This is a genomic window from Micromonospora sp. NPDC049081, from assembly GCF_040648835.1.
Taxonomy (GTDB): domain Bacteria; phylum Actinomycetota; class Actinomycetes; order Mycobacteriales; family Micromonosporaceae; genus Micromonospora; species Micromonospora antibiotica.
This window is the reverse complement of sequence record NZ_JBEZEK010000047.1, coordinates 1-22883: the sequence shown is the minus strand read 5'-3', so window position 1 is coordinate 22883 and position 22883 is coordinate 1. Positions and strand designations below refer to the sequence as shown.

The window sequence follows — 22883 nt, the reverse complement described above, 5'->3', positions numbered from 1 at the left end:
GCACTGGCTTATCAAGCACCCTGTTGAGTTCTCAAAGAACAACCACACACCACCCGAAAGCCCCGACCAACAGGACCCCCGACCTGGGGTATCTCATCCACCATGTCCGGCGCTCCAGCGCCAGGCACTTTTACTACGTTACCCGGTGGTATCCGCCGTGTCAAACCGCTCTGTCACGATCAACACCACTTCAACCACAATTCCCACACACCACGAAACCCCCCGGCTCACACCGGAAACCATCGCGATTGTCGACAAGCCGGCCGCTGCGGTCTCCCGCACGCTCGCCCGGTGCCCTGCCGGCGTCAAACACTACCCGGTCGGTTTCGCCTCACCAAATCGACCCCCCGGGCCGATCCGGGCACCGCCCGGTCCGCGCCTCGCAGGGGCAACCCCACGAAGTCGGAACCTCACACCGCGCTCCGGCCTTCGAGGCATTCACCCCGGTTCGTCCGTTCCGCGCTGGCAGAGAGAAAGTTACGCGTCCGCCGAGTTGATCGTCAAATCCGGCGGACGCGTCGCACGTCACACCCGACCGTCAGGGGCGCAGCTCGACCCCGGCGAAGGAGCGCTTGCCCCGACGCAGCACCAGGTAACGGCCGTGCAGCAGGTCGACCGGGTCGACGGTGGCGTCGACGTCGGTGACCCGGGTGTTGTTCACGTACGCACCGCCCTCGGTGATCACCCGACGGGCCTCCTTGAGCCCGCCGACCAGCCCCGCGTCGCGCAGCAACCCGGCCACGTCGGGCAGCTCACCGGTGAGCTGCACCAGGCCGGCCTCGCTCAGCGCCGCACGCAGCGTCTCCGGGGCGAGGTCGTCCAGCGAGCCCCGACCGAAGAGCGCCTGGCTGGCCGCGACGGCCTGCCGGGTCTCCTCCGCGCCGTGGACCAGGGTGGTGAGTTCCTCGGCGAGGGCACGTTGGGCGCTGCGGGCCGCCGGGCGTTCCGCCGTCTCCTTCTCCAGCGCCTCCAGCTCCTCGCGGGAGCGGAAGCTGAAGTACCGCAGGTAGCGGGTGACGTCCCGGTCGTCGGCGTTGACCCAGAACTGGTAGAAGGCGTACGGGCTGGTCATCTCCGGGTCGAGCCAGACCGCGCCGCCCTCGGTCTTGCCGAACTTCGTGCCGTCCGAGCGGGTGACCAGCGGGGTGGTGAAGGCCTGCACCGGGCCGGCCCCCCGACGACGGACGTAGTCGACACCGGCGGTGATGTTGCCCCACTGGTCCGAGCCGCCGTACTGGAGCTGGCAGCCGTGCCGTCGGTGCAGCTCGAAGAAGTCGTTGGCCTGGAGGAGCTGGTAGCTGAACTCGGTGAAGCTGATGCCGGTCTCCAGCCGGGCCCGCACCACCTCACGGGCCAGCATCTTGTTGACCGGGAAGTGCTTGCCGACGTCGCGCAGGAACTCGACCACCGACATCTCGCCGGTCCACTCCAGGTTGTTGACCAGTTGCGCCGCGTTCTCCCCGGTGTACGACACGAAGGGCGCGAGCTGGTCGCGGATGCGCTGCACCCAACCGGCCACCACCTCGGGCGGGTTGAGGGTGCGCTCGGCGCTCTCCTTCGGGTCGCCGATCTGGCCGGTGGCGCCGCCGACCAGCAGCAGCGGGCGGTGCCCGGCGAGTTGGAGCCGGCGGGCGGTGGTGACCTGCATCAGGTGGCCGACGTGCAGGCTGGGCGCGGTCGGGTCGAAGCCCACGTAGAAGGTGGCGGCCCCGCCGTCGAGCAGCGCACGCAGTTCGTCGGGGCCGGTGGAGTCCTGGATCAGGCCGCGCCACCGCAGGTCGTCGGTCAGGGAGTCCCGCCCGTGCGGGAGGTTGCTGTCGGTCACGGTCACCGATTCTCCCCCATTGCCGACCTGGGGCCGTACCGGGTTTGCCGGCCGGCGGCGCGGCTAGGCTGGCCGGGCCGGTGCGACGAGGAGGAAAGCCGTGGAGATCCCGGAGATGACGGATGGTCTGGTCGGCCTGCTGGGGCTGACGTTCGACGAGGCCAGCGGCGACCGGGTGGTGATCCGCTGGAAGGTGCGGCCGGAGCTGCACCAGCCGGCCGGCATCATGCACGGCGGCGTCTACTGCACGGTGGTGGAAACCGTCGGCAGCGTGGGCGGCACGCTGTGGCTCGGCGACCGGGGCAGCGTGGTCGGGGTGTCCAACCAGACGGACTTCCTGCGGGCGGTACGCGAGGGTGAGCTGGTCGCGGTCGGCACCCCGGTGCACCGGGGACGCAGCCAGCAGCTCTGGCAGGTGGAGATCACCGACGCCGAGGGCCGGTTGGTCTCCCGGGGCCAGGTCCGGTTGCAGAACCTCACCCGGGACTGACGCCGCGACGCCCTGGCCCGGTTGCTCCCCCGCCCGGGCGACCGGCGGGACGGGCGGACCGGGCGAGAAGGGCGACCGGCGGGACGTCCGGGCCGGGTAGGGCGAGCAGGGCGACCAGCGGACGGAGCGAGCAGGACGACCAGCGGGCATTGGCCAGCGGCCATCGGGCAGCGGGCAGCGGGCAGCGGCCATCGGGCATCGGCCATCGGCCATCGGGCAGCGGGGGCAGGTGATCCGGGAAGCCTGACCGGTTTGCCGGATACGGTGCCTCCTGCGCCGATATCGTCGCCTCGATGACCGCCGCCGATCCCGTCCCCCCGTGAGGGCGCTCCCGGGTGCCACAGCCGCGTCCCCGCGTCGGCCGGCCCGCGTGAAGCTCCTCGCCGCCACCCTCGGGGTGCTGTCGGCCATCGGCGGCTTCGTCGATATCGGCGACCTGGTGGCGGCGAGCCAGGCGGGGGCCCGGTTCGGCATGGGCCACGCCTGGGTGCTGGGGCTCGGCGTGGTCGGCATCTGCGCGTACGCGGAAATGGCCGGCCGGATCGCGGCGGTCAGCGGGCGGGCGGTGTTCGACCTGGTCCGCGAACGCCTGGGTCCCCGTGTCGCGCTGCTCAACCTGGCGGCGTCCTACCTGGTCACGGTGCTGACCCTGGCCGCCGAGCTGGGCGGGGTGGCGTTGGCCCTGCAGTTGGCCTCCCGGGTGAGTTACCTGCTGTGGGTGCCGGTCGCGGCGTTCGCCGTGTGGCTGGTGCTGTGGCGGATGCGCTTCCAGCTGATGGAGCGGGTGTTCGGGCTGGCCGGCCTGACCCTGCTGGTGTTCGCCCTGGCGCTGTTCTGGTTGCCGACCGACTGGGCGGCGCTCGGCCACGGTGCCCTGCACCCCGGCACGGCCGGCCAGGGCTGGGGTGCGTACTGGTTCGTGGCGGTGGCGTTGTTCGCCTCCACCGTCAGCCCGTACGAGGTGTTCTTCTTCTCCTCCGGCGGGGTGGAGGAGAACTGGAGCGCCGCCGATCTGGCCGATGCCCGGTCGAGCGTCCTGATCGGCTTCCCGGTCGGCGGGCTGCTGGCGTTGTCGCTGGTCGCCACCGCCACCGTGGTCTTCCACCCGGGCGGGGTGTCGCTGTCGACCCTCGACCAGGTCGCCCGACCGGTGGTGCTGGCGTTCGGCGGGGTGGGGCTGGCGGTCGCCGCGTTGGCGTTCTTCGCGGTGACCTTCGGGGCCGCGTTGGAGACCGGACTGTCGGCGGCGTACGCGGCGGCGCAGTACTTCGGGTGGCAGTGGGGCAAGCGGGTCAGTCCCCGGGAGGCCGCCCGGTTCCACAGCGTGCTGCTGGTCAGCATGCTGGCCGCGACGCTGCTGCTGTCCACCACCGTCGACCCGGTGCGGTTGACCGAATACATGCTGGTGGCCAGCGCGGTGGTGCTGCCGTTGACGTACCTGCCGATCCTGGTCGTCGCCAACGACCGCACCTACCTGGGTGACGACGTGAACGGGCCATGGCTCAACCTGCTGGGTGCGGTGTTCCTGCTGGTCATCGTGGCGGCGTCGGTGGCCGCGCTCCCGTTGGCCGTCGGGACGGGGATGGGACGGTGAGGGTCCAGCTGGGCCGGCAGCTGCTCGACCGGCAGCTCGTCGACGCCGACGGGCTGCTGCTCGGCAAGGTCGACGACGTCGCGTTCGCCCCCGACGAGCAGGGGGTGCCCTACGTGGCGTACCTGCTGACCGGGCAGGGGGCGCTGGGGCAGCGGATCGGCGGTCGGGTGGGGCGGTTGCTGGTGACGCTGGCCGACCGGCTCACCGAGGAGACGCCGGGGCCGCTGCGCATCCCCATCGGTCAGGTCGCCCGGATCGACAGCGCGGTGCGGCTGCGGGTCCGCGCCGACGAGTTGCCCCGCCCACCGGTGGAGGCGTGGCTGCGGCGGCACCTGATAGACCGGATTCCGGGGGCGGACCGTGCGAGCGGGTGAGCTGCTCGGTCGCACCGCGTACGACCTGCACGGGCGGCGGTTGGGGCGGGTGGTGGACGTGGTGGTGCGGGGGGACTTCCCGGACGGGCGGTTGCGGCTCACCGACGTGCTGGTGACCGCCCACTGGTGGAGCCGGACGTGGGGTCGGCTGGTCGGGGAGCAACGGCACCCGTCGGGCCCCTGGGCGATCCGGGTGGCCGCCCGGTTCCTGAGCCGGGACACCCGCCAGTTCCCCACCGACCAGATCCAGCTGCTGCCCCCGGTGCCGGGCTTCCCGTTCGGGGATCCGTCCCCGCCGGGCTGAACGCGGGGACGCCACCCGAGCCGGGTACCCGAGTGCCGGGATACGCCGCCTGAGCCGCCCGGCGGGAAACACCGCCCGAGCCGCGTGCCCGGGAGGCGCTCGCGGGCCGCGCGGCCGGGACCGCGAGGCGCCACCGGGCGGGCCGGTCAGGCGTGGGCTTCGTCGTGGACGGGTTCCTGCTCGTCGGTGGGGGACGTGGTCGGGGCGTGGTGCAGCCGGATCTGGGAGATGGCGCGTTGGTCGACGCCGGTGACGGTCAGCTCCCACCCGTCGATGGTGACGCTCTCCCCCGCGACGGTGGGGATGTGCCCGAGGCAGGACAGCACCATCCCGGCGACGGTGGTGTAGTCACCGGCCGGCCGGTTGGGCACCTCGACGCCGATGTCGGTCAGGTCGTGCACGGGGAAGGTGCCGGGCAGCACCAGCGAGCCGTCGGCCTCGGTGCGCACCGAGCGGACGTCCCGGTCGGTCTCGTCGTAGATCTCCCCGACGATCTCCTCCAGGATGTCCTCCAGGGTGACGATCCCGTCGACCGCGCCGCGCTCGTCGACCACCAGGGCGATGTGCTGGCGCTCCGCCTTGAACTGGCGCAGCGCGTCCACCACCGGCAGCGAGTCGGGCAGCAGCATCGGCGGGCGGGCGCAGTCGTCGACCGGGCGGTCCTCCGGCACTCCCACCAGGTCCCGCAGGTGGATCACGCCGACCGCGTCGTCCAGGCCGCCGTGGCGTACCACCGGGGCCCGGGAGTGGCCGGTGGCGGCCAGCAGCAGCCGGGCGGCCTCCGCGGTGGTCCCGCTGTCGAGCGTGAAGACCTGCAACCGGGGTACGAGCACCGCGCGCAGCTGCCGGTCGGTGATCTCCACCGCACCGGCGATGATCGTGCGTTGTTCCTTGGTGAAGCCGTGGTTGCCGGCGACGATGTCCCGCAGCTCGTCGGGGCCGATCTCGTCGGGCTGGTGCCTGGGGTCCACCCCGGCGAAGCGGACCACCAGGTCGCTGGTGGCACCGAGCAGCCACACCGCCGGCCGGGTGAAGCTGGACAGGATGTCCAGCGGGCGGGCCACCAGCAGCGCCCACCGTTCGGCGCGCTGCATCGCGATCCGCTTGGGGGCAAGCTCACCGAAGACCAGGGTGACGAAGGTCAGCACCAGGGTCACCAGCACGATCGCCACCGTCTCGGCGGCGCCGCCGACGAAACCGAGCAGCGGGACGAGCGGCTTGGCCAGGGAGACCGCTGCGGCGGCGGAGGCCAGGAACCCGGCCAGGGTGATACCGATCTGGATGGTGGCGAGGAAGCGGTTCGGGTCCTTGGCGAGCCGGGCGAGCACCCGGCCGGCCCGGCTGGTGCGTTCCAACCGCTGCACCTGGCTGTCCCGCAGCGACACCAGGGCCATCTCGCTGCCCGCGAAGATCGCGTTGAGCACCACCAAGACTCCGACCAGGGCCAACTGGCTCCAGTAGCTCTGCACGCCCGGCACTCTCCCTCAGGCGGGGGGCGTCGGCGACGGGCCGACGCCGCCGGGCGGAGGACCCGCCCGGCGTAGCCCAGTCTGTGCCCAACCGCGCGGTCGGCGAACCCTCCCCACGGCCATCATCGGTGACCGGATGCGGCCCGCACGGCGGTCCGGCCCCGTCCGGCCGTCGGGGGACCCGACGCGAGCCCGACGGCCAGCCTGGCCCCCACCGGCTGCGGGCCCGACGGCCGGCCCGGCCCCGATCGGCCGTCCGCTGACCGGCCATCCGCTGACCGCCGCCGGTCGGTGCGCTGCCCGGCGGTCGGGGGTCAGCGCCGACCGGCGGCCGGGGCCAGGTCGAGGACGTACGCGTCGCCGTCGGGGCGGAAGCCGAGCCGGTGGTAGTAGGGGGCGACCATGCCGGGTGGGCTGACCACCCGGCGGAAACCCCGGTCGGTGAACAGGCTGCTGCGGCGGTAGACGAACTCGCCGGGGGTGAAGTCCCGGAACCGCCGGGTCACGTAGTCCAGGTCGATCTGGGCGGTCCCGTCCGCCTCGGCGTGCGACAGCACCACCCCGACCACCTCGTCGTCGCGTACCACCAGGAAGGCCGACCGGTCGGCGTCGGCCGGGGGTGGGCGGAAGTCGGGGTTGAACCGGGCGATGTCGGCGGCGTGCACCCGCAGCGTGTGGGCCAGGAACTGGTCGCCGACGCCCACCTCGACCACCTGGTAGGCGCGGTCGTCGTGCCGGGTGGCCAGCATCCTCCGCAGGTACCACACGTTGATCACGGCGAGCACCACGTTGAGGCCGACCATCGGCCAGACCTGCACGGCGGTGTTGTAGCCGATCAGGATCAGGCAGCCGACCAGGTTGAGGGCGCGCAGCCGAAGGATGCGGGTCTGGAGCAGGGACCAGACCAGCAACGCGGAGCCGGCCCAGCCGACGAGTTCGAGCCAGTTCACTCCGCGAGACTAGTGCCCGCCCTGGTCAGCGGGGACGGCGGGCAGCTCCAGCAGCCACTCCTCGACCTCGGCACCCCGACCGTCGGCGAATCCGGAGTCCTCGCCGACGACCACGAAGCCGCACTTGCGCAGCACCGCCAGGGACGCCCGGTTGTCCTTCGCGGCGCGGGCGCGCAACGGCCGGTGCGGCAGCTCCCGCAGCAGCGCGGTCAGCGCGGCGGTTGCGTGCCCGCGCCCCCACCGGTGCGGGTCGATCCAGTAGCTGACCTCGGTGTGTTCGCCCACCGGGAAGGCCGCCACGTGCCCGACCACCGCGCCGTCGACGACCACCGTGCGGTTGACCACCCGGGGGTCGGCGCGGATGCGGGCCCAGTGCGCGTCGAACACCGCCCGGTCGGTCGGGTCGGCCGGGCCGAACGCCGCCATCCAGGCCGCCTCCGGGTCCTGCTCGTGGGCGAAGAAGTGCGGGAGGTCGTCGTCGCACACGGGCCGCAGGGACAGCTCGTCGGTCATCGCCGGAGGATACGCACCGGCACCGACAACCTCGGGACCTGTGGCCCGGTCGGCGTACCGTCCGGCCCTGCCGGCCGCCCCCCGGCCGTTGCTACCAACGAAGGGACAGGTCCGACCGGCGAGTCGAGTGGAGGGCCGGGGCCATGACCAGGTACATCTACGACTTCATCGAAGGTGATCGCAGCAGAGCCGACCTGCTCGGCGGCAAGGGTGCCAACCTCGGCGAGATGACCCGGCTCGGGTTGCCGGTGCCGCCGGGCTTCACGGTCAGCACCGACGCCTGCCGGGCGTACCTGAACACCGGGTCGCCGCCGGACGGCCTGTTCGAGGAGATCAACGCCCATCTGCGGGAGGTCGAGGCCCGGCTGGGCCGGCGGCTCGGCGACCGGCACGACCCGCTGCTGCTCGCCGTGCGCTCCGGCGGCCGGTACTCGATGCCGGGGATGATGGAGACGATCCTGGACATCGGGCTCAACGACGCCACCGTGGTGGGCCTGGCCGCCCGTGCCGATGACGCCCGCTTCGCCTGGGACTCCTACCGGCGGTTGATCCAGATGTTCGCCCGCACAGTGCACGGGGTGCCGGCGGAGGAGTTCGACCGGGAGTTGGCAGCGCTGCGCGCCACCGCAGGCCCGGACGGACCGACCGCCGAGCAGTTGCGCGACCTCGTCGAGACGTACCAGAAGATCTTCCTGCGGCAGGTGGGGCACCAGTTCCCACAGTCGCCGCACGAGCAGTTGTACCTGGCCGTACGGTCGGTGTTCGCGTCGTGGAACTCCGAGCGGGCCCGGCTCTACCGGCGGCAGGAGCACATCCCCGACGACCTGGGGACCGCGGTCAACGTGATGGCGATGGTCTTCGGCAACCTCGGCCCGGACTCCGGCACCGGGGTGGCCTTCACCCGCGACCCGGCCACCGGCGCGCCCGGCGTGTACGGCGACTACCTGCCCGACGCGCAGGGCGAGGACGTGGTCGCGGGCATCCGCAACACCGTCGCCCTGCCTGAGTTGGAGCGGATCGACCCGGCCAGCTTCCGGCAGTTGACCGGGATCATGGCGACGCTGGAACGGCACTACCGGGACCTGTGCGACGTCGAGTTCACCATCGAACGCGGCAAGCTGTGGATGTTGCAGACCCGGGTCGGCAAGCGGACCGCCGCCGCCGCTTTCGTGATCGCCGCGCAACTGGTCGACGAGGGGCTGATCACCCTGGACGAGGCGCTGTGCCGGGTGACCGGGGCGCAGTTGGGCCGGCTGATGTTCCCCGCGTTCGACCTGGCCGACGCGCCACCGCCGCTCACCGTCGGGGTGGGCGCGTCGCCGGGTGCGGCGGTGGGCCGGGTGGTGTTCGACTCGGCTGCGGCGACCGCCGCCGACGGGCCGGTGATCCTGGTCCGCCGGGAGACCACCCCGGACGACCTGCCCGGCATGATCGCCGCCGCCGGGGTGCTCACCTCCCGGGGCGGGAAGACCTCGCACGCCGCCGTGGTGGCCCGGGGCATGGGCCGCACCTGCGTCTGTGGCGCGGACGCGCTGCGGATCGACCCGGAGCGCGGCGAGCTCACCATCGGCGACCGGGTGGTCCGGGCCGGCGAGGTGATCTCGATCGACGGGACCTCCGGCCGGGTCTACCCGGGGGCGGTGCCGGTGCAGCCCTCCCCGGTGGCCCGTTACCTCGCCGGTGAGCTGGCCCCGCAGGCCGATCCGCTGGTCGCGGCGGTGCACCGGCTGTTGGGGCACGCCGACGCGGTGCGCCGGCTCGGCGTGCGGGCCAACGCGGACACCGGTCCGGACGCCCGCCGGGCCCGCGCGCTGGGGGCCACCGGCATCGGCCTGTGCCGTACCGAGCACATGTTCCTCGGTGAACGCCGGGAACTGGTGGAACGGCTGATCCTGGCCGACGGTCCGGACGAGGTGACCGCCGCCCTGGAGGCGTTGCTGCCGTTGCAGCGGGCCGACTTCACCGAACTTCTCGCCGCGATGGACGGCCTGCCGGTGACGATCCGGCTGCTCGACCCGCCGTTGCACGAGTTCCTGCCCCCGTTGCACAAGTTGACCGCACGGGTCGCCCGTGCCGAGGCGACCGGGCGGGACCCGGGACGCGACGGGCGGCTGCTGGCGGCGGTCCGCCGGATGCACGAGGCGAACCCGATGCTGGGGCTGCGCGGGGTGCGGCTCGGGCTGGTGATCCCGGGGCTGTTCGCCATGCAGGTGCGGGCGGTGGCCGAGGCGGCGGCGCAGCGGGTGCGCGACGGGGGTGACCCCCGGCCGGAGATCATGGTGCCGCTGGTGGGTGACGTGCGGGAGTTGGCGGCCGTGCGGGCGGAGACCGACCTGGTCCTCGCCGGGGTGCCCGACGCGCCGGCCATGCCGGTCGGCACGATGATCGAGGTGCCCCGGGCCGCGCTGACCGCCGGTGCCATCGCCGCGCAGGCCCGCTTCTTCTCCTTCGGCACCAACGACCTGACCCAGCTGACCTGGGCGTTCTCCCGGGACGACGTGGAGGGCTCGTTCTTCGGCACGTACCTGGAGCGGGGGATCTTCGGGGTGTCGCCGTTCGAGAGCATCGACGCCGCCGGGGTGGGTCGGCTGGTCCGGCTGGCCGTGGCGGAGGGGCGGGCCACCCGCCCGGACCTGACCGTCGGGGTCTGTGGTGAGCACGGCGGCGACCCCGACTCGGTGGCGTTCTTCGCCGACGCCGGCCTGGACTACGTCTCCTGCTCGCCGTACCGGGTGCCGATCGCCCGGCTGGCGGCGGGCCGGGCCGCCATCGAGACCGCCACCGACACGTCCGACAGCCGCTAGGAGGCAGCGTCATGACCGCGATCTTCAATCCGACCGGGCCCGCCCCGCTGGGGCCGCCGGTGCCCCGTACCCCCGAACCGGCGGTGACACCGACGGTGACGGCGGTCGGGCCGGTGGGGCCGGTGGGGCCGGTGCTGACCCTGCCCGGCTCGCCGGCCGCCGCGCTGGTGCCGGTGACCCGCGACGGGCGGGCCGTCGGCGCGTTCGTGCTCGCCGACGGGCGGGTCCGCTACCGGGCACTGCCCGACCCGGACCGGATGCTCGCCGCCGCGGCCGGTGCCGCCGCCGTCGCCCTGCTCACCGCCGGCGTGGCGGTGGTGGCACGGCGTCGGCCACCGGCGATCGGCACGGTGACCATGGGGCCCGGCGGCTGGGTGAGCCTGCGCGGCGCGCGGGTGCCCGCGCTGCGCCCGGCGACGCCCCGGCCGTGGTGGGCGCGGCTGCTGCGCGCCCAACGGCTCGTCGTGCGGCGCTGACCGGCCGCCGGGGGTCTTTGGTCCCGGACGGGGGTGGTCCTGCGCCTCTGCCCGGGACGGTCCGGCCCGACGAGGCTGATGGTGCAGGCGCAACACCCCGGCGACCCAGGCCGCCGGACCCGACCAACGCGGAAGGACCGATCATGACCGGCACCGCACCTCTCCACCCGTGGCGTGGCTTCACCGGCGACGCCTGGCGCGACACCATCGACGTGGCCGCCTTCGTCCGGGACAACCACGAGCCGTACACCGGGGACGCGTCGTTCCTCACCGGGCCCACCTGCCGCACCCTGGAGGTCTGGGGGACGCTGCGGGCGATGTTCGTGCAGGAGCGCCAACGCGGCGTGTACGACATCGACGCGGCCACCCCGTCCACCATCACCGCGCACGCCCCCGGGTACATCGACCGGGAGCGGGAGCTGATCGTCGGGTTGCAGACCGACGCGCCGCTGCGCCGGGCCATCATGCCCGCCGGTGGGCTGCGGATGGTGGAGACCGCGTTGAAGGCGTACGGCTACCCCGCCGACCCGCAGGTGCACCGGATCTTCACCACGTACCGCAGGACGCACAACGACGCGGTGTTCGACGCGTACCCGTCCGACGTGCTCGCCGCGCGCCGCTCGCACGTCATCACCGGGCTGCCCGACGCGTACGGGCGGGGACGGATCATCGGCGACTACCGGCGGGTGGCGCTGTACGGGGTGGACCGGCTGGTCGCCGAGCGCAAGGCGCTGAAGGCGGCGCTGGACGACCGGCCGTCGACCGACGAGGTGATCCGGGACCGGGAGGAGCTGGCCGAGCAGATCCGGGCCCTGGGTGAGCTGGCACAGATGGCGGCGGGCTACGGCTATGACATTTCCGGGCCGGCGACCACCGGTCGGGAGGCGATCCAGTGGCTCTACTTCGCCTACCTGGCCGCCACCAAGGAGCAGAACGGCGCGGCGATGTCGCTGGGGCGTACCGCCGGGTTCGTCGACGTCTACCTGCGGCGGGACCTCGCCGAGGGGCGGCTGACCGAGATCGACGCCCAGGAGCTGGTCGACGACTTCGTGATCAAGCTGCGGATCGTCCGGTTCCTGCGCACCCCCGAGTACGACCAGCTCTTCTCGGGCGACCCGACCTGGGTCACCGAGGCCCTCGGCGGGATGGGTGCCGACGGCCGGCCGCTGGTCACCCGGACCAGCTTCCGCTATCTCCAGACCCTCTACAACCTCGGTCCCGCGCCGGAGCCCAACCTGACGGTGCTCTGGTCGCCCCGGCTGCCGGTCGGGTTCAAGCGGTTCTGCGCGCAGGTGTCGCTGGACACCAGCGCCATCCAGTACGAGAACGACGACCTGATCCGGCCCGCGTACGACGACGACACGGCGATCGCCTGCTGCGTGTCGGCGATGCGGGTGGGCCGGGACATGCAGTTCTTCGGTGCCCGCGCCAACCTCGCCAAGGCGCTGCTGTACGCGATCAACGGCGGGCGCGACGAGATCAGCGGGGAGCAGATCGCCCCGGCCACCGCGCCCGTCGGCGGGGAGACCCTCGACTACGCCGAGGTGCTGGCCGCGTACGAGCGCACCCTGGACTGGCTGGCCGAGACGTACGTGGACGCGTTGAACGTGATCCACCACCAGCACGACCGGTACGCCTACGAGCGGCTGGAGATGGCCCTGCACGACCACCCGGTGCGCCGGTTCATGGCCACCGGCATCGCCGGGCTGTCGGTGGCGGTGGACAGCCTCGCCGCGATCCGCTACGGCCGGGTCAAGGTGCTGCGCGACGACACCGGGCTGGCGATCGACTACGTGGTCGAGGGGGAACCGCCGACGTACGGCAACAACGACGAGCGGGCCGACGCGATCGCGGTGTGGCTGACCGAGACGTTCGCGGCGAAGCTGCGCCGGCAGCGCACCTACCGCGACGCGGAGCTGACCATGTCGGTGCTGACCATCACCTCGAACGTGGTCTACGGCAAGCACACCGGCAACACCCCGGACGGCCGGCGGGCCGGTGAGCCGTTCGCCCCGGGCGCAAACCCGATGAACGGCCGGGACACCCACGGGCTGGTGGCCGCCGCGCTGTCGGTGGCGAAGCTGCCGTACGACGCGGCCCGCGACGGCATCTCGCTGACCTCGACGGTGACCCCGGACGGGTTGGGTCACACCCGCGACGAGCGGATCGACAACCTGGCCGGGGTGCTCGACGGCTACACCGACGCCGGTGGATTCCACCTCAACGTCAACGTGCTGGACCGGGCCACCCTGGTCGACGCGATGGCGCACCCGGAGCGCTACCCGCAGCTGACCGTCCGGGTGTCGGGGTACGCGGTGAACTTCGTCCGGCTCACCCGGGAGCAGCAGGAGGACGTGGTGTCCCGGACCTTCCACGGGTCGCTGTGAACGTCCGGCCGCGCGACGCCGTCGCCACCGCCACCGGGCGGGGCGACGGCGTGCCGACCACCGGGGCGGTGCACTCGTGGGACGTGTCGGTGGGGGTGGACGGGCCGGGGACCCGGTTCGTGGCCTTCCTCGCCGGTTGTCCGCTGCGCTGCCGGTACTGCCACAGCCCGGACACCTGGTACCGGCGCAGCGGCCGGCACCGCACCGTGGACGAGCTGATGGCGGAGATCGAGCCGTACCGCCGGTTCATCGCGGTGGCCGGGGGCGGGGTGACGATCAGCGGCGGCGAGCCGCTGATGCAGCCCCGGTTCACCGGTGAGGTGCTGCGCCGCTGCCACGACCTGGGCCTGCACACCGCGCTGGACACCTCGGGTTTCCTCGGCGTCCGCGCCGACGACGCCCTGCTCGACGCCACCGACCTGGTGCTGCTGGACGTCAAGTCGTGGGACCCGGCGACCTACCGGCGGGTCACCCGCACCGGGTCCGTCACCCCGACGCTGCGCTTCGGCCGCCGGCTCGCCGACCGGGGCACCCCCATCTGGGTACGGTTCGTGCTGGTGCCCGGCCTCACCGACGCCGAGGAGAACGTGGCCGGGGTCGCCGACTTCGCCGCCGGGTTGGCCACCGTGCAGCGGGTCGAGGTGCTGCCGTTCCACCGTCTCGGCGCGCACAAGTACGCCGAGCTGGGGCTCACCTTTCCACTCGCCCGGACGGAACCGCCCAGCCCGGAGCTGGTGGCCCGGGTCCGGGGCCAGTTCGCCGAACGCGGCCTGACCGTCACCTGACCCCAGCCGCCGGACGGGCGAGGCTGATCAGCCCTGCTCGTCCTCGTCTACGGCCGGCCTGGGACGACGGTGCTCCCGGATGTACGCCTCCACATCCGACCGCAACCACACCGAGCCGACCGACAACGTCTGGAACGGTCGCGGGAAGTTCGGGTGCAGCGCGATGGCGCGGAACCGTGACCGGCTGACATTCAGCATGTTCAGGATTTCGCCTGCGGCGACGAGTGGCCCCGGCACCTCATCAGTCATGCCAGAAAGCTAGACCAGCGCGCGCGTGCCGAGGTTGACACGACCACCATTGCACGCTATCAGGCACGCGATAATCGAGACACGACAAAGGATACGCGATGTTGTTGACGCGCCAACGTTGACACTGGGCGACCGAGGGTGTGGAATCGGTGACGCGGTGCCCCCGCCCTGGTGGAGCTGGGCTCGGCGGGGCGGGGTGCCGCGACGACCCCGACACCCCCGGGAGGCGGAATGTGTGGACACCGCGCGGTGCCGTACCTGATCGAATCGGCCTGGCGCTGCCTGGACCAGCACCGCGACCGGCGGTGCGACAAGTGCACCGGCACCGGCTTCTGCCCGGTGGTGGAGGCCGCCCGCACCCGGATCAGGGCGTGGCGCAGGTACCGCAGCGTGTTCGGTCGGCGATGAACGCGCCCCTGCCGAGGGCGGGTGACCTGCTCCTGCTGACCCGGGCGGCCAGCGTCCAGTTCCTCCGGCCGGTCCGGTTCCGGGTGATCCGGGTGCTCGACTGGCCCACCTACGACGGGTGGATCTGGCTCGACGGCTACCGGCTCGACGACCGGGACGAGGCGGTGGCCCGCCGGTCGGTCTTCGTCCAGCCGGCCGGACTGGTCGTCACCCCACGCACCGCCCCGACACCGACGCAACGATCCGGGCCGACACCACCGGGGGTGTCGACACGGGCGCGGGTGTCGCCGCCCGTCCGGGTCAGCTCGCCGCCGAGGTCGGATAGCCGTACAGGTCGAGCAGCCGCCCCCGGGACGCCTGGAGCCGGTCCACGACCACGCTCATGAACCGGGTGGTGAGCTGCCGGCCCAGGGCGTCGTCGGACTCCATCAGCCGGCGTACCCCCTCGGCGGTGAACTCCACGGTGGTGGTCCGCCGGACGGCGACCGCGCCGAACTGCCAGCGGTAGGGCGGGAACAGCCACGACCAGCCCAGCACCCCGCCCGGCCCGATCGACTCGATGCCCACGTCCCCGCGCCCCGGCACCGGGAAGTCCAACGCCACCTCCCCGCCCCGGACCAGCCAGAACCGCTCCGCCGGCTGGCCGGCGGAGAACAGCCGGTGACCGGGGTGCCAGACCACCGGCCGGGCGTACCCGGTCAACCGGGGCAACCACTCCTGGGGCAGGCCGGCGAGGAAGGGGTGCTCGGTGAGCATCTCCAGAGGGGTCATCGGGGTGCCCTTCGCCGTGATGTCGTCGGCTCCATGGCACTCCCGAAGACGCCGACGCGGCAGGGCCAATGGTCCCGTGACCTGCGGGAAGATCGCCTCTGCCCGACCGGCCGCCGCAGCGCGAGGGTGGAACGGGACGGCGTGCCCGGGACACGCCGCACGAGGCGGGGAGGTCACCGGTGACGACATCCGGTGCGGGAGCGGTGCTGGTGGACGGCGGCCTCGACGCGGGGCGGGCCACCGACGGCCTGACCACCGCCGAGGCGGCGATGCGGCTGCGTACCGACGGCCCGAACAGCGTCGCCGCGCCGGCCCGGCGGCGGCTCCCCGGCCGGGTGCTGCGCCAGCTCACCGACCCGCTCGTCGCCCTGCTGCTCGCCGCCGCGACGGTCACCACCCTGCTCGGCGACTGGCCGGACACGGCGGTGATCGTGCTGGTGGTGGCGGTCAACACGATCATCGGGGTGGTGCAGGAGGTCCGCGCCGACCGGGCCATCGCCGCGCTGGACCAGCTCTCCGCCCCCACCGCCCGGGTGGTACGCGACGGCCGCGACGTGGTGTTGCCGGCCGCCGACCTGGTCCGCGACGACCTGGTCCGGGTGGAGGCCGGTGACGTCGTCCCGGCGGACCTGCGGCTGGTCGAGGCGAGCCGGTTCCAGGTGGACGAGTCGGCGCTGACCGGCGAGTCGGTGCCGGTGGCCCGCGACGACGGCGAGGAGGTGCGGGCCGGGACGGTGGTGACCACCGGCCGGGCCACCGGCATGGTGCTGCGCACCGGGGCCGCGTCGGCGCTGGGCCGGATCAGCGCCCTGGTCGCCGGCACCCGACCGGCCCCGACGCCGTTGCAGCGCCGGCTGGCCGGTCTCGGCCGGATCCTCGCCCTGGCCGTGGTGGCCCTGTCCGGCCTGGTCTTCGCCATCGGAGTGGCCGGTGGCCGGCCGGTCGTGGAGATGGCCGTGACGGCGGTGAGCCTGGTGGTGGCGGCCGTCCCGGAGTCGTTGCCGGCGGTGGTGACCCTGGCGCTGGCCCTGGGCGCGCGCCGGATGGCCGGGGCCCGCGCCATCCCCCGCCGGCTGCACGCGGTGGAGACCCTCGGCTCGGTGACGGTCATCGCCTCCGACAAGACCGGCACCCTCACCGAGGGCCGGATGGTGGTGCGGACGGCGGTCACCCCCGACGGCGTCCGGTACACCGTCGACGGCGTCGGGTACGCCCCACACGGGCAGGTCAGTCGCGACGGCACGACGGTGACCGCGCCGCAGGAACTGCGCCGGCTGGCACGCGCCGGGCTGCTCTGCAACGACGCCACCGTGTCGCCACCACAGGACGACCAGCCCGACTGGACCTCGGTCGGCGATCCGCTGGAGGCCGCCCTGACCGCCTTCGCCGGCCGGTGCGGACTGGAGCCCGAGGCCACCCGCCGTGCCTGGCCCCGGATCGCCGAACGCCCCTTCGAGCAGGCCACCCGCCGGATGGTCACCGTGCACCGGGGCTGCGACGGGCGGCAGTTGGTGGTCTGCAAGGGCGCACCGGAGAACGTGCTGACCAGTACCCTGCTCGACGCCACCGCCGAGGAGATCGAAGCGCTGACCGCCGCCGCCCGCCAGTTGGCCGCCGAAGGGCTGCGGGTGCTCGCGGTGGCGTCCGCACCTGTCGACACGGTGCCCGACCTGGCCGCACCGGTCGGCCTGCGCCCGGTGGGGCTGGTCGGCGTCGGCGACCCGCTGCGGGCCGGCGCGGCCGGGATCGCCGCCGGTCTCGACACCGCCGGGGTACGACTGCTGCTGGTCACCGGCGACCACCCGGCCACCGCCGCCGCGATCGGTGGACAGCTCGGCCTGTGGCGGGCCGGCGACCCGGTGGTCCGGGGCGACACCGACGACGCCACCCAGGCGGAACCGCACGCCCGGGTGTTCGCCCGGACCCAGCCGGAGCAGAAGCTGGACATCATCGCCGCGCTCCAGGCCCGGGGGCACGTGGTCGCGATGACCGGGGACGGGGTGAACGACGCCCCGGCGCTGCGCCGCGCCGACATCGGGGTGGCGATGGGCGGCGGCACCGAGGTCGCCCGGCAGGCCGCCGACCTGGTGCTGGTCGACGACGACCTGGCCACCGTCGCCGTGGCGATCGGCGAGGGCCGGCGGATCTACGACAACATCCGCCGGTTCCTGCGCTACGCCCTCTCCGGCGGGGTGGCCGAGATCGTGGTGATGCTGCTGGGCCCGCTGTTCGGGCTGCCCGTACCGCTGCTGCCGGCGCAGATCCTCTGGATCAACCTGCTCACCCACGGCCTGCCGGGGGTGGCGCTCGGCGCGGAACCCGCCGAACCGGGCACCCTGCGGCGGGCCCCCCGCTCGCCCCGCGAGTCGGTGCTCGGCGCGGGGCTGGGCCGCGACGTGCTGGTGACCGGGGCACTGATCTCGACGGTGGTGCTGGCCGCCGGGGTGGCCGCCGCCCACGCCGGGCTGCCCTGGCAGTCGGTGGTCTTCGTCGTGCTGGGCCTGGCCCAGCTCGGGGTGGCACTCGCCGTCCGGGCGCCCCGGGTGGCCGGGGCGGGTCAGGCCAACCCGGGGCTGCTCGTCGCCGTGGCCGGGTCGGCGCTGCTCCAGGTCGGTGGCGTGCTGCTGCCCCCGCTGCGGACGCTGCTCGGCACCGAACCCCTCGGCCCCACCGTCCTGCTGGCCTGCCTGGCGGTCAGCGTCCTGCCCGGCCTGGTGCTGCGGCTGGCCCACCGCCGCCCCGCCACCACCACCGGCACCGGCACCCCGATCCCGCCCGACCTCCGGCTGCCGGCCGGGGCCGTCGCCGACGCGGTCACCGACGTACCGACGGCCGCCGTCACCGACCCCGGCCGGCACGCGGTCACCGACCCCGGCCGGGACGCGGTCACCGATCCGGCGGTCGACGGTACGGGCCGGGAACGTCCGGTGCGGGACCAAGGGCCCACCGCTCGGGCCGGACGCCCCTGACCGGGCGGGCCGCACACGACCAGGCTGGAGACGGACGAAGGAGGACATGATGACGAACAGATCCGGTGCCCCCGTCGTGGTCGGTGTGGACGGTTCCCGCTCGGCGCTGGACGCGGTCCGGGTCGCCGCCCGGGAAGCCGCCGACCGGCACCGCCCACTGCGGGTGGTGCACGCGTTCATCTGGCCGCTGTTCGGCATCCCGTTGGGCCCCGGGCCCGCTGGACCGCCCCAGGCGGGGCTGCGGCACGAGGCCGAACGGATCATCGCCGACGCCGTCACCGAAGCTCGCAAGGTCGCCCCCGACCTGGTCGTCACCGGCTGGTTGTCCGACGGCGCACCAACCCCGGTGCTGCTACGCGAGGCCCAGGACGCGGCGCTGCTGGTGCTCGGCACCCGGGGCCTTGGCGGTTTCGCCGGGCTGCTGATCGGCTCGACGGCGGTGCAGGTCTCCGCCCGCGCCGACTGCCCGGTGCTGGTGGTACGCGGTGAGGCGAGGGCGGACGGCCCGGTGCTGGTCGGGGTGGACGGCTCCGCGCTGTCCACCGAGGCGCTCGGGTTCGCCTTCGCCGCAGCGGCCCAGCGGGACACCGGGCTGCTGGCCGTACACGCCTGGCTGACCCCCGCGCCGCTCGGCCCGGGCGACGTGCTGCCGCTGGTCTATGACGTGGAGGCGTTCGCCGCCGAGGAGGAGCGGGTGCTCGCCGAGGCGCTGGCCGGCTGGTCGGACCGCTATCCGGACGTCCCGGTGACCCGACGGCTGGTGCCCGGCGCGGCAGCCCGGGTGCTGGTCGAGGAGTCGGCGGCGGCCCAGCTCACCGTCGTCGGCGCGCACGGCCGCAGCGCGCTGGGCGGGATGCTGCTCGGCTCGGTCAGCCACGCGGTGCTGCACCACGCGCACAGCCCACTGGTGATCGTCCGCAACCACGCCGCCTGACCGCCGCAGACGGCGGCACGCCCGGCCGGTCAGGTGGCCGGCATCGCCGGCCCGCGACGGGTGGGCGGCACCCCGACCTGAGCAGATGGGGACCGCCCACCCGGCCGGAGCAGGTGGCGGCGGCACGCCCGGCCTGGTCAGCTGCCGGCGTTTGACGGGCCGGCACGTCGACAATGGGCGCAACCGACCCTGGGAGAGCTGATGAACCGACCGGTAGTGGTGGGCGTGGACGGCTCGCCGACCAGCCTGGCCGCCGCGGAGCAGGCCGCGCACGCGGCGGTGCTGCGTTCCGCGCCGCTGCACCTGGTGCACGGTTACCTGCACCCGCTCGGCTACGGCGTGCCGCTCAACCCGTACGACCTGGGGGTGCCGGCGCCGTCGGAGGAGGCGCAGCAGATGTTGGAGCGGACCGCCGCCGAGCTGGCCGACCGGTGGTCGGGGCTGACGGTGCAGGTGCGTCAGGTCGCCGGTGGGGCGGGCGCGACACTGGTCGAGGAGTCCCGCCGGGCCGACCTGGTGGTGGTGGGCAGCCGTGGGCTGGGTGGATTCGCCGGGCTACTGCTCGGCTCGGTCGGCGCTCAGGTCGCCGCGCACGCGCACTGCCCGGTGCTGGTCATCCGGCCGGAGACGTTACCGATCGGTGAGGACGGGCCGGTGCTGGTGGGCGTGGACGGGTCGCCGGCCGCCGGGGTCGCCGCCGACCAGGCCGCCGCCGAGGCGGTCCGACGGGGGGTGCCGCTGGTGCTGGTGCACGTCGGCCCCGCCCCACAGGACCGGGAGGTGCCCGACGAGGTCGCCGAGTCCGAGGCGGCGTACCAGGCGCACGCGGTCCGGTTGCTCGCCGAAGCGTCCGCTGCGGTCCGCGCCGACCACCCGGACGTGGTGCTGCGGGAGCATCCGGTCCGGGCGGTCGGGGTGGCGCAGGGTCTGATCGAGGCCAGCGGCACGGCGTCGGTGCTGGCCGTCGGCACCCGGGGCCGGGGCGGTTTCACCGGTATGCTGCTGGGCTCGGTCAGCCAGGCGGTGGTACAGCACGCCCACTGCCCGGTGCTGGTGGCCCACCCGTACCGGTGAGGTCACCCGGCCGGCCGCCGCAGGACCGCCGAGCCGGCGCGGGCCAGCCCGACAGCCGCTGCTGCGGGTCAGCCCTCCCGGCTGCCCAGGAGCTGGGCGAAGTCGGTGGTGAGGGCGAACGGGTCGGCCGGGCCGGTGGCCGGTGGCCGCCGGTCGACCTGGTCGGCCAACTCCCGGCCGGCACGGTCGATGCGGGCCCGCAACGCCCCCTCGGCGGTGCCGCCGGACCAGTCCTCCGGGGCGGCAAAGACCGACGTCGGCAGCACCACCGCGCGCAGGTAGCCGAACATCGGCCGGACGGCGTGCTCCAGGGCCAGCGAGTGCCGGGCGGTGCCGCCGGTCGCGCCGATCAGCACCGGACGGTCGACCAGCGCCTGGGCGTCCACCACGTCGAAGAAGGACTTGAACAGCCCGTTGTACGACGCGTTGAAGATCGGCGTGACGGCCACGATGCCGTCGGCTCCGGTGACCGCGTCGAGGGCGGCCCGCAGCTCCGTCGACGGGAAGCCGGTGAGCAGGTTGTTCACCACGTCATGGGCGTGATCGCGCAGCTCCACCACCCGCAGCTCCACCTCGTCGCCGCGCCCGACCAGCTCGTCGCGGGCGGCGGCGGCGAGCTGGTCGGCGAGCAGCCGGGTCGACGACGGCTGGCTCAGCCCCGCCGACACCACGGCCAGGGTGCGGCGGGTCATCGGACCCCCTCCGCCCCGGCGGCAGCCAGGTCACCGGCGTCACCTGCACCGGCCGGGGCACCGGCGTCACCCGTCCCGGCCAGCGCGGCGTCGCGGGCGGCGACCAGCGAGGCGTGGGTGGGCGCGACCGGCACGTGCGCCGGGCGCAGCGCGTCGAACTCCTTGCGCAGCACGGGTACGACCTCCTCGCCGAGCAGGTCGAGCTGCTCCAGCACCGTCTTCAGGGGCAGCCCCGCGTGGTCGAGCAGGAACAGCTGCCGCTGGTAGTCGCCGACGTACTCCCGGAAGCCGAGGGTGCGGTCGATGACCTGCTGCGGGCTGCCCACGGTCAGCGGGGTCTGGCGGGTGAACTCCTCCAGCGACGGCCCGTGCCCGTAGACCGGCGCGTTGTCGAAGTACGGCCGGAACTCGCGTACGGCGTCCTGCGAGTTACGTCGCATGAACACCTGGCCGCCGAGCCCGACGATGGCCTGCTCGGGCGAGCCGTGGCCGTAGTGGGCGAAGCGCTGCCGGTAGAGGCTGACCATCCGCTGGGTGTGCTCCTTGGGCCAGAAGATGTGGTTGGCGAAGAAACCGTCACCGTAGTAGGCGGCCTGCTCGGCGATCTCGGGGCTGCGGATCGAGCCGTGCCAGACGAACGGCGGGACGTCGTCGAGCGGGCGCGGGGTCGAGGTGAACGACTGCAACGGGGTGCGGAACTTGCCCTGCCAGTCGACGACGTCCTCGCGCCACAGCCGGTGCAGCAGCTCGTAGTTCTCGACGGCGAGCCGGATGCCGTTGCGGATGTCCTGCCCGAACCACGGGTAGACCGGCCCGGTGTTGCCACGCCCCATCATCAGGTCCACCCGGCCGTCGGCCAGGTGCTGGAGCATGGCGTAGTCCTCGGCGATCTTCACCGGGTCGTTGGTGGTGATCAGCGTGGTCGCGGTGGACAGCAGCAGCCGCTCGGTGCGGGCGGCGATGTGCCCCAGCATGGTGGTGGGCGAGGAAGGGACGAACGGGCGGTTGTGGTGCTCGCCGGTGGCGAAGACGTCGAGACCGACCTCTTCGGCCTTGAGGGCGATGGTCACCATCGCCTTGATCCGCTCGTGCTCGGTCGGCTCCCGTCCGGTGGTCGGGTCGACCGTGACGTCGCCGACGGTGAAGACTCCGAACTGCATGACCAGCTCCTCGCGTCTGAGATACCGGGCCGTTCGTGGTACCCGGACGTCGCGCACAACCTATTTGACGCGTCAACTATTCCGGCGTCGGCCACTCCCGGGGTGGCACCGGTCACCCCGCCGCCGACGGTCCCGCCGGCTCCTCCCCCTGCCTCGGGGTACCCGGATCGCCCTGGTCCGACGCGTCCGACGACGGGTCGCCGGGGGCACCGGCGGCCGACGGCGCCCGATCGGCCGGTCGGACGTCCGACGGCGAACCGTCGGGCGGGCCTGCGGTCGTCGACGGGCCGGCGGTCCAGAGCTGGCCGGCGGTCGAGGGCTGGCCGGAGGTCGAGGGCTGGCCGGCATGCGGGTGGGTGGGATGTGGCGCGGGGTGGGGCGGGCCGGCGGGTGGGGCGTACCCGGTCGAGCCGGTCGGGGGCCACGACGGCGGCGGCCCTGGTGGCGGCGGGCGGCGGCGGCCGAGCTGCACCGCCACCACGACGACGACCGCCAGCACCATCATCAGCACCAGCGGGACGGCGACGCAGGCCACCCTGCCGACCAGCACTCCGGCGTCGTTTGCGTCCATCCGAACCACCTCCGGTCACGATTGCGCGCGAATGCTAGCGGACTTCGCCGGAGACGGACGCCCCGTCGGTCCCCGACCCCCCCC

Annotated in this window: 21 protein-coding genes and 1 pseudogene; 13 read left to right on the top strand and 9 right to left on the bottom strand. The window is 73.7% G+C overall.

Features of this window, described 5'->3' with window-relative positions:
- Positions 1-538: 538 nt before the first annotated feature.
- Positions 539-1825, bottom strand: a complete 1287-nt coding sequence (tyrS, locus tag AB0B63_RS32025) for a tyrosine--tRNA ligase (protein ID WP_208570224.1) — start codon at positions 1823-1825, stop codon at positions 539-541.
- Between the two features lie 115 nt (positions 1826-1940).
- Here tyrS and AB0B63_RS32020 point away from each other — a divergent pair, with 115 nt between their 5' ends.
- The 4 genes from AB0B63_RS32020 to AB0B63_RS32005 all read left to right on the top strand — a co-directional run bounded on the left by AB0B63_RS32020 (position 1941) and on the right by AB0B63_RS32005 (position 4587).
- Entirely contained in the window at positions 1941-2315 is a 375-nt protein-coding gene (locus AB0B63_RS32020; RefSeq protein ID WP_208570223.1) for a PaaI family thioesterase, read from the top strand.
- 370 nt (positions 2316-2685) lie between these two features.
- Positions 2686-3909, top strand: a complete 1224-nt coding sequence (locus AB0B63_RS32015; RefSeq protein ID WP_357025674.1) for a divalent metal cation transporter — start codon at positions 2686-2688, stop codon at positions 3907-3909.
- Positions 3906-4283: a hypothetical protein gene (locus tag AB0B63_RS32010; RefSeq protein ID WP_357025671.1), complete on the top strand. Its 378-nt coding sequence runs from the start codon at positions 3906-3908 to the stop codon at positions 4281-4283. The genes AB0B63_RS32015 and AB0B63_RS32010 overlap by 4 nt, the downstream gene beginning before the upstream one ends.
- Positions 4270-4587: a PRC-barrel domain containing protein gene (locus AB0B63_RS32005; protein WP_357025669.1), complete on the top strand. Its 318-nt coding sequence runs from the start codon at positions 4270-4272 to the stop codon at positions 4585-4587. The genes AB0B63_RS32010 and AB0B63_RS32005 overlap by 14 nt, the downstream gene beginning before the upstream one ends.
- Positions 4588-4733: 146 nt before the next feature.
- Here AB0B63_RS32005 and AB0B63_RS32000 read toward each other — a convergent pair whose 3' ends face one another.
- From AB0B63_RS32000 to AB0B63_RS31990, 3 genes are all read right to left on the bottom strand, one after another.
- Complete coding sequence (locus AB0B63_RS32000) at positions 4734-6056, bottom strand: hemolysin family protein (protein ID WP_357025666.1); 1323 nt, start codon at positions 6054-6056, stop codon at positions 4734-4736.
- Positions 6057-6370: 314 nt separating this feature from the next.
- The gene (locus AB0B63_RS31995) at positions 6371-7006 is read right to left on the bottom strand and encodes a YgjV family protein (RefSeq protein ID WP_208570209.1); all 636 of its coding nucleotides are present in this window, start codon (positions 7004-7006) and stop codon (positions 6371-6373) included.
- A gap of 9 nt (positions 7007-7015) precedes the next feature.
- A complete protein-coding gene (locus AB0B63_RS31990; RefSeq protein ID WP_357025663.1) occupies positions 7016-7519 on the bottom strand; it encodes a GNAT family N-acetyltransferase in 504 nt (167 codons plus the stop codon).
- 143 nt (positions 7520-7662) lie between these two features.
- On the opposite strand from AB0B63_RS31990, the gene ppdK reads away from it, so the two are divergent.
- From ppdK to pflA, 4 genes are all read left to right on the top strand, one after another.
- Positions 7663-10323 (top strand): pyruvate, phosphate dikinase, encoded by a 2661-nt coding sequence (gene ppdK / locus AB0B63_RS31985; RefSeq protein WP_357025660.1) that lies wholly within the window; start codon positions 7663-7665, stop codon positions 10321-10323.
- 11 nt (positions 10324-10334) lie between these two features.
- Complete coding sequence (locus AB0B63_RS31980) at positions 10335-10799, top strand: hypothetical protein (RefSeq protein ID WP_357025658.1); 465 nt, start codon at positions 10335-10337, stop codon at positions 10797-10799.
- A 143-nt stretch (positions 10800-10942) separates the two neighbouring features.
- Entirely contained in the window at positions 10943-13186 is a 2244-nt protein-coding gene (pflB, locus tag AB0B63_RS31975) for a formate C-acetyltransferase (RefSeq protein WP_208570205.1), read from the top strand.
- Between the two features lie 50 nt (positions 13187-13236).
- A complete protein-coding gene (gene pflA, locus AB0B63_RS31970; protein WP_357025677.1) occupies positions 13237-13971 on the top strand; it encodes a pyruvate formate-lyase-activating protein in 735 nt (244 codons plus the stop codon).
- Positions 13972-13998: 27 nt separating this feature from the next.
- Here the strand turns inward: pflA and AB0B63_RS31965 are convergent, their stop codons facing one another.
- A complete protein-coding gene (locus tag AB0B63_RS31965) occupies positions 13999-14220 on the bottom strand; it encodes a hypothetical protein (RefSeq protein WP_357025655.1) in 222 nt (73 codons plus the stop codon).
- A gap of 231 nt (positions 14221-14451) precedes the next feature.
- Between AB0B63_RS31965 and AB0B63_RS31960 the strand changes: the two genes are divergently transcribed.
- Together AB0B63_RS31960 and AB0B63_RS31955 are read left to right on the top strand one after the other, a co-directional pair.
- Positions 14452-14628 (top strand): hypothetical protein, encoded by a 177-nt coding sequence (locus tag AB0B63_RS31960; RefSeq protein WP_208570203.1) that lies wholly within the window; start codon positions 14452-14454, stop codon positions 14626-14628.
- A pseudogene (locus AB0B63_RS31955) lies at positions 14625-14819 on the top strand (hypothetical protein); the annotation flags it as partial. The gene AB0B63_RS31960 and the pseudogene AB0B63_RS31955, both read left to right, overlap by 4 nt.
- 109 nt (positions 14820-14928) lie before the next feature.
- On the opposite strand, the gene AB0B63_RS31950 reads toward AB0B63_RS31955, so the two are convergent.
- Positions 14929-15399 carry a cyclic nucleotide-binding domain-containing protein gene (locus AB0B63_RS31950; RefSeq protein ID WP_357025652.1) on the bottom strand — a complete coding sequence of 157 codons (471 nt, stop codon included), beginning with the start codon at positions 15397-15399 and terminating at the stop codon, positions 14929-14931.
- A 179-nt stretch (positions 15400-15578) separates the two neighbouring features.
- Between AB0B63_RS31950 and AB0B63_RS31945 the strand changes: the two genes are divergently transcribed.
- From AB0B63_RS31945 to AB0B63_RS31935, 3 genes are all read left to right on the top strand, one after another.
- Positions 15579-18368 (top strand): cation-transporting P-type ATPase, encoded by a 2790-nt coding sequence (locus tag AB0B63_RS31945; protein WP_357025650.1) that lies wholly within the window; start codon positions 15579-15581, stop codon positions 18366-18368.
- A 49-nt stretch (positions 18369-18417) separates the two neighbouring features.
- Positions 18418-19302, top strand: a complete 885-nt coding sequence (locus AB0B63_RS31940) for a universal stress protein (RefSeq protein ID WP_357025647.1) — start codon at positions 18418-18420, stop codon at positions 19300-19302.
- Between the two features lie 201 nt (positions 19303-19503).
- Positions 19504-20376: a universal stress protein gene (locus AB0B63_RS31935; RefSeq protein ID WP_357025644.1), complete on the top strand. Its 873-nt coding sequence runs from the start codon at positions 19504-19506 to the stop codon at positions 20374-20376.
- A gap of 68 nt (positions 20377-20444) precedes the next feature.
- Here the strand turns inward: AB0B63_RS31935 and AB0B63_RS31930 are convergent, their stop codons facing one another.
- From AB0B63_RS31930 to AB0B63_RS31920, 3 genes are all read right to left on the bottom strand, one after another.
- Positions 20445-21068, bottom strand: coding sequence for an FMN reductase (locus AB0B63_RS31930; protein WP_357025641.1), 624 nt, complete (start codon positions 21066-21068; stop codon positions 20445-20447).
- The gene (locus tag AB0B63_RS31925; protein ID WP_357025638.1) at positions 21065-22228 is read right to left on the bottom strand and encodes an LLM class flavin-dependent oxidoreductase; all 1164 of its coding nucleotides are present in this window, start codon (positions 22226-22228) and stop codon (positions 21065-21067) included. The genes AB0B63_RS31930 and AB0B63_RS31925 overlap by 4 nt, the downstream gene beginning before the upstream one ends.
- Positions 22229-22340: 112 nt before the next feature.
- On the bottom strand, positions 22341-22799 hold the full coding sequence (locus AB0B63_RS31920) for a hypothetical protein (RefSeq protein ID WP_357025636.1): 459 nt from the start codon (positions 22797-22799) through the stop codon (positions 22341-22343).
- Positions 22800-22883: the final 84 nt, after the last annotated feature.

Bases quoted from the DNA above. Each gene is read 5' to 3' on its own strand.
- AB0B63_RS31920 (WP_357025636.1), bottom strand. From the start codon at position 22,799: ATGGACGCAAACGACGCCGGAGTGCTGGTCGGCAGGGTGGCCTGCGTC.
- AB0B63_RS31960 (WP_208570203.1), top strand. From the start codon at position 14,452: ATGTGTGGACACCGCGCGGTGCCGTACCTGATCGAATCGGCCTGGCGC.
- AB0B63_RS31935 (WP_357025644.1), top strand. From the start codon at position 19,504: ATGAACCGACCGGTAGTGGTGGGCGTGGACGGCTCGCCGACCAGCCTG.
- AB0B63_RS32020 (WP_208570223.1), top strand. From the start codon at position 1,941: ATGACGGATGGTCTGGTCGGCCTGCTGGGGCTGACGTTCGACGAGGCC.
- AB0B63_RS31940 (WP_357025647.1), top strand. From the start codon at position 18,418: ATGACGAACAGATCCGGTGCCCCCGTCGTGGTCGGTGTGGACGGTTCC.
- AB0B63_RS31930 (WP_357025641.1), bottom strand. From the start codon at position 21,068: ATGACCCGCCGCACCCTGGCCGTGGTGTCGGCGGGGCTGAGCCAGCCG.
- ppdK (WP_357025660.1), top strand. From the start codon at position 7,663: ATGACCAGGTACATCTACGACTTCATCGAAGGTGATCGCAGCAGAGCC.
- AB0B63_RS31965 (WP_357025655.1), bottom strand. From the start codon at position 14,220: ATGACTGATGAGGTGCCGGGGCCACTCGTCGCCGCAGGCGAAATCCTG.
- AB0B63_RS31990 (WP_357025663.1), bottom strand. From the start codon at position 7,519: ATGACCGACGAGCTGTCCCTGCGGCCCGTGTGCGACGACGACCTCCCG.
- pflB (WP_208570205.1), top strand. From the start codon at position 10,943: ATGACCGGCACCGCACCTCTCCACCCGTGGCGTGGCTTCACCGGCGAC.
- AB0B63_RS31980 (WP_357025658.1), top strand. From the start codon at position 10,335: ATGACCGCGATCTTCAATCCGACCGGGCCCGCCCCGCTGGGGCCGCCG.
- AB0B63_RS31925 (WP_357025638.1), bottom strand. From the start codon at position 22,228: ATGCAGTTCGGAGTCTTCACCGTCGGCGACGTCACGGTCGACCCGACC.
- AB0B63_RS31950 (WP_357025652.1), bottom strand. From the start codon at position 15,399: ATGACCCCTCTGGAGATGCTCACCGAGCACCCCTTCCTCGCCGGCCTG.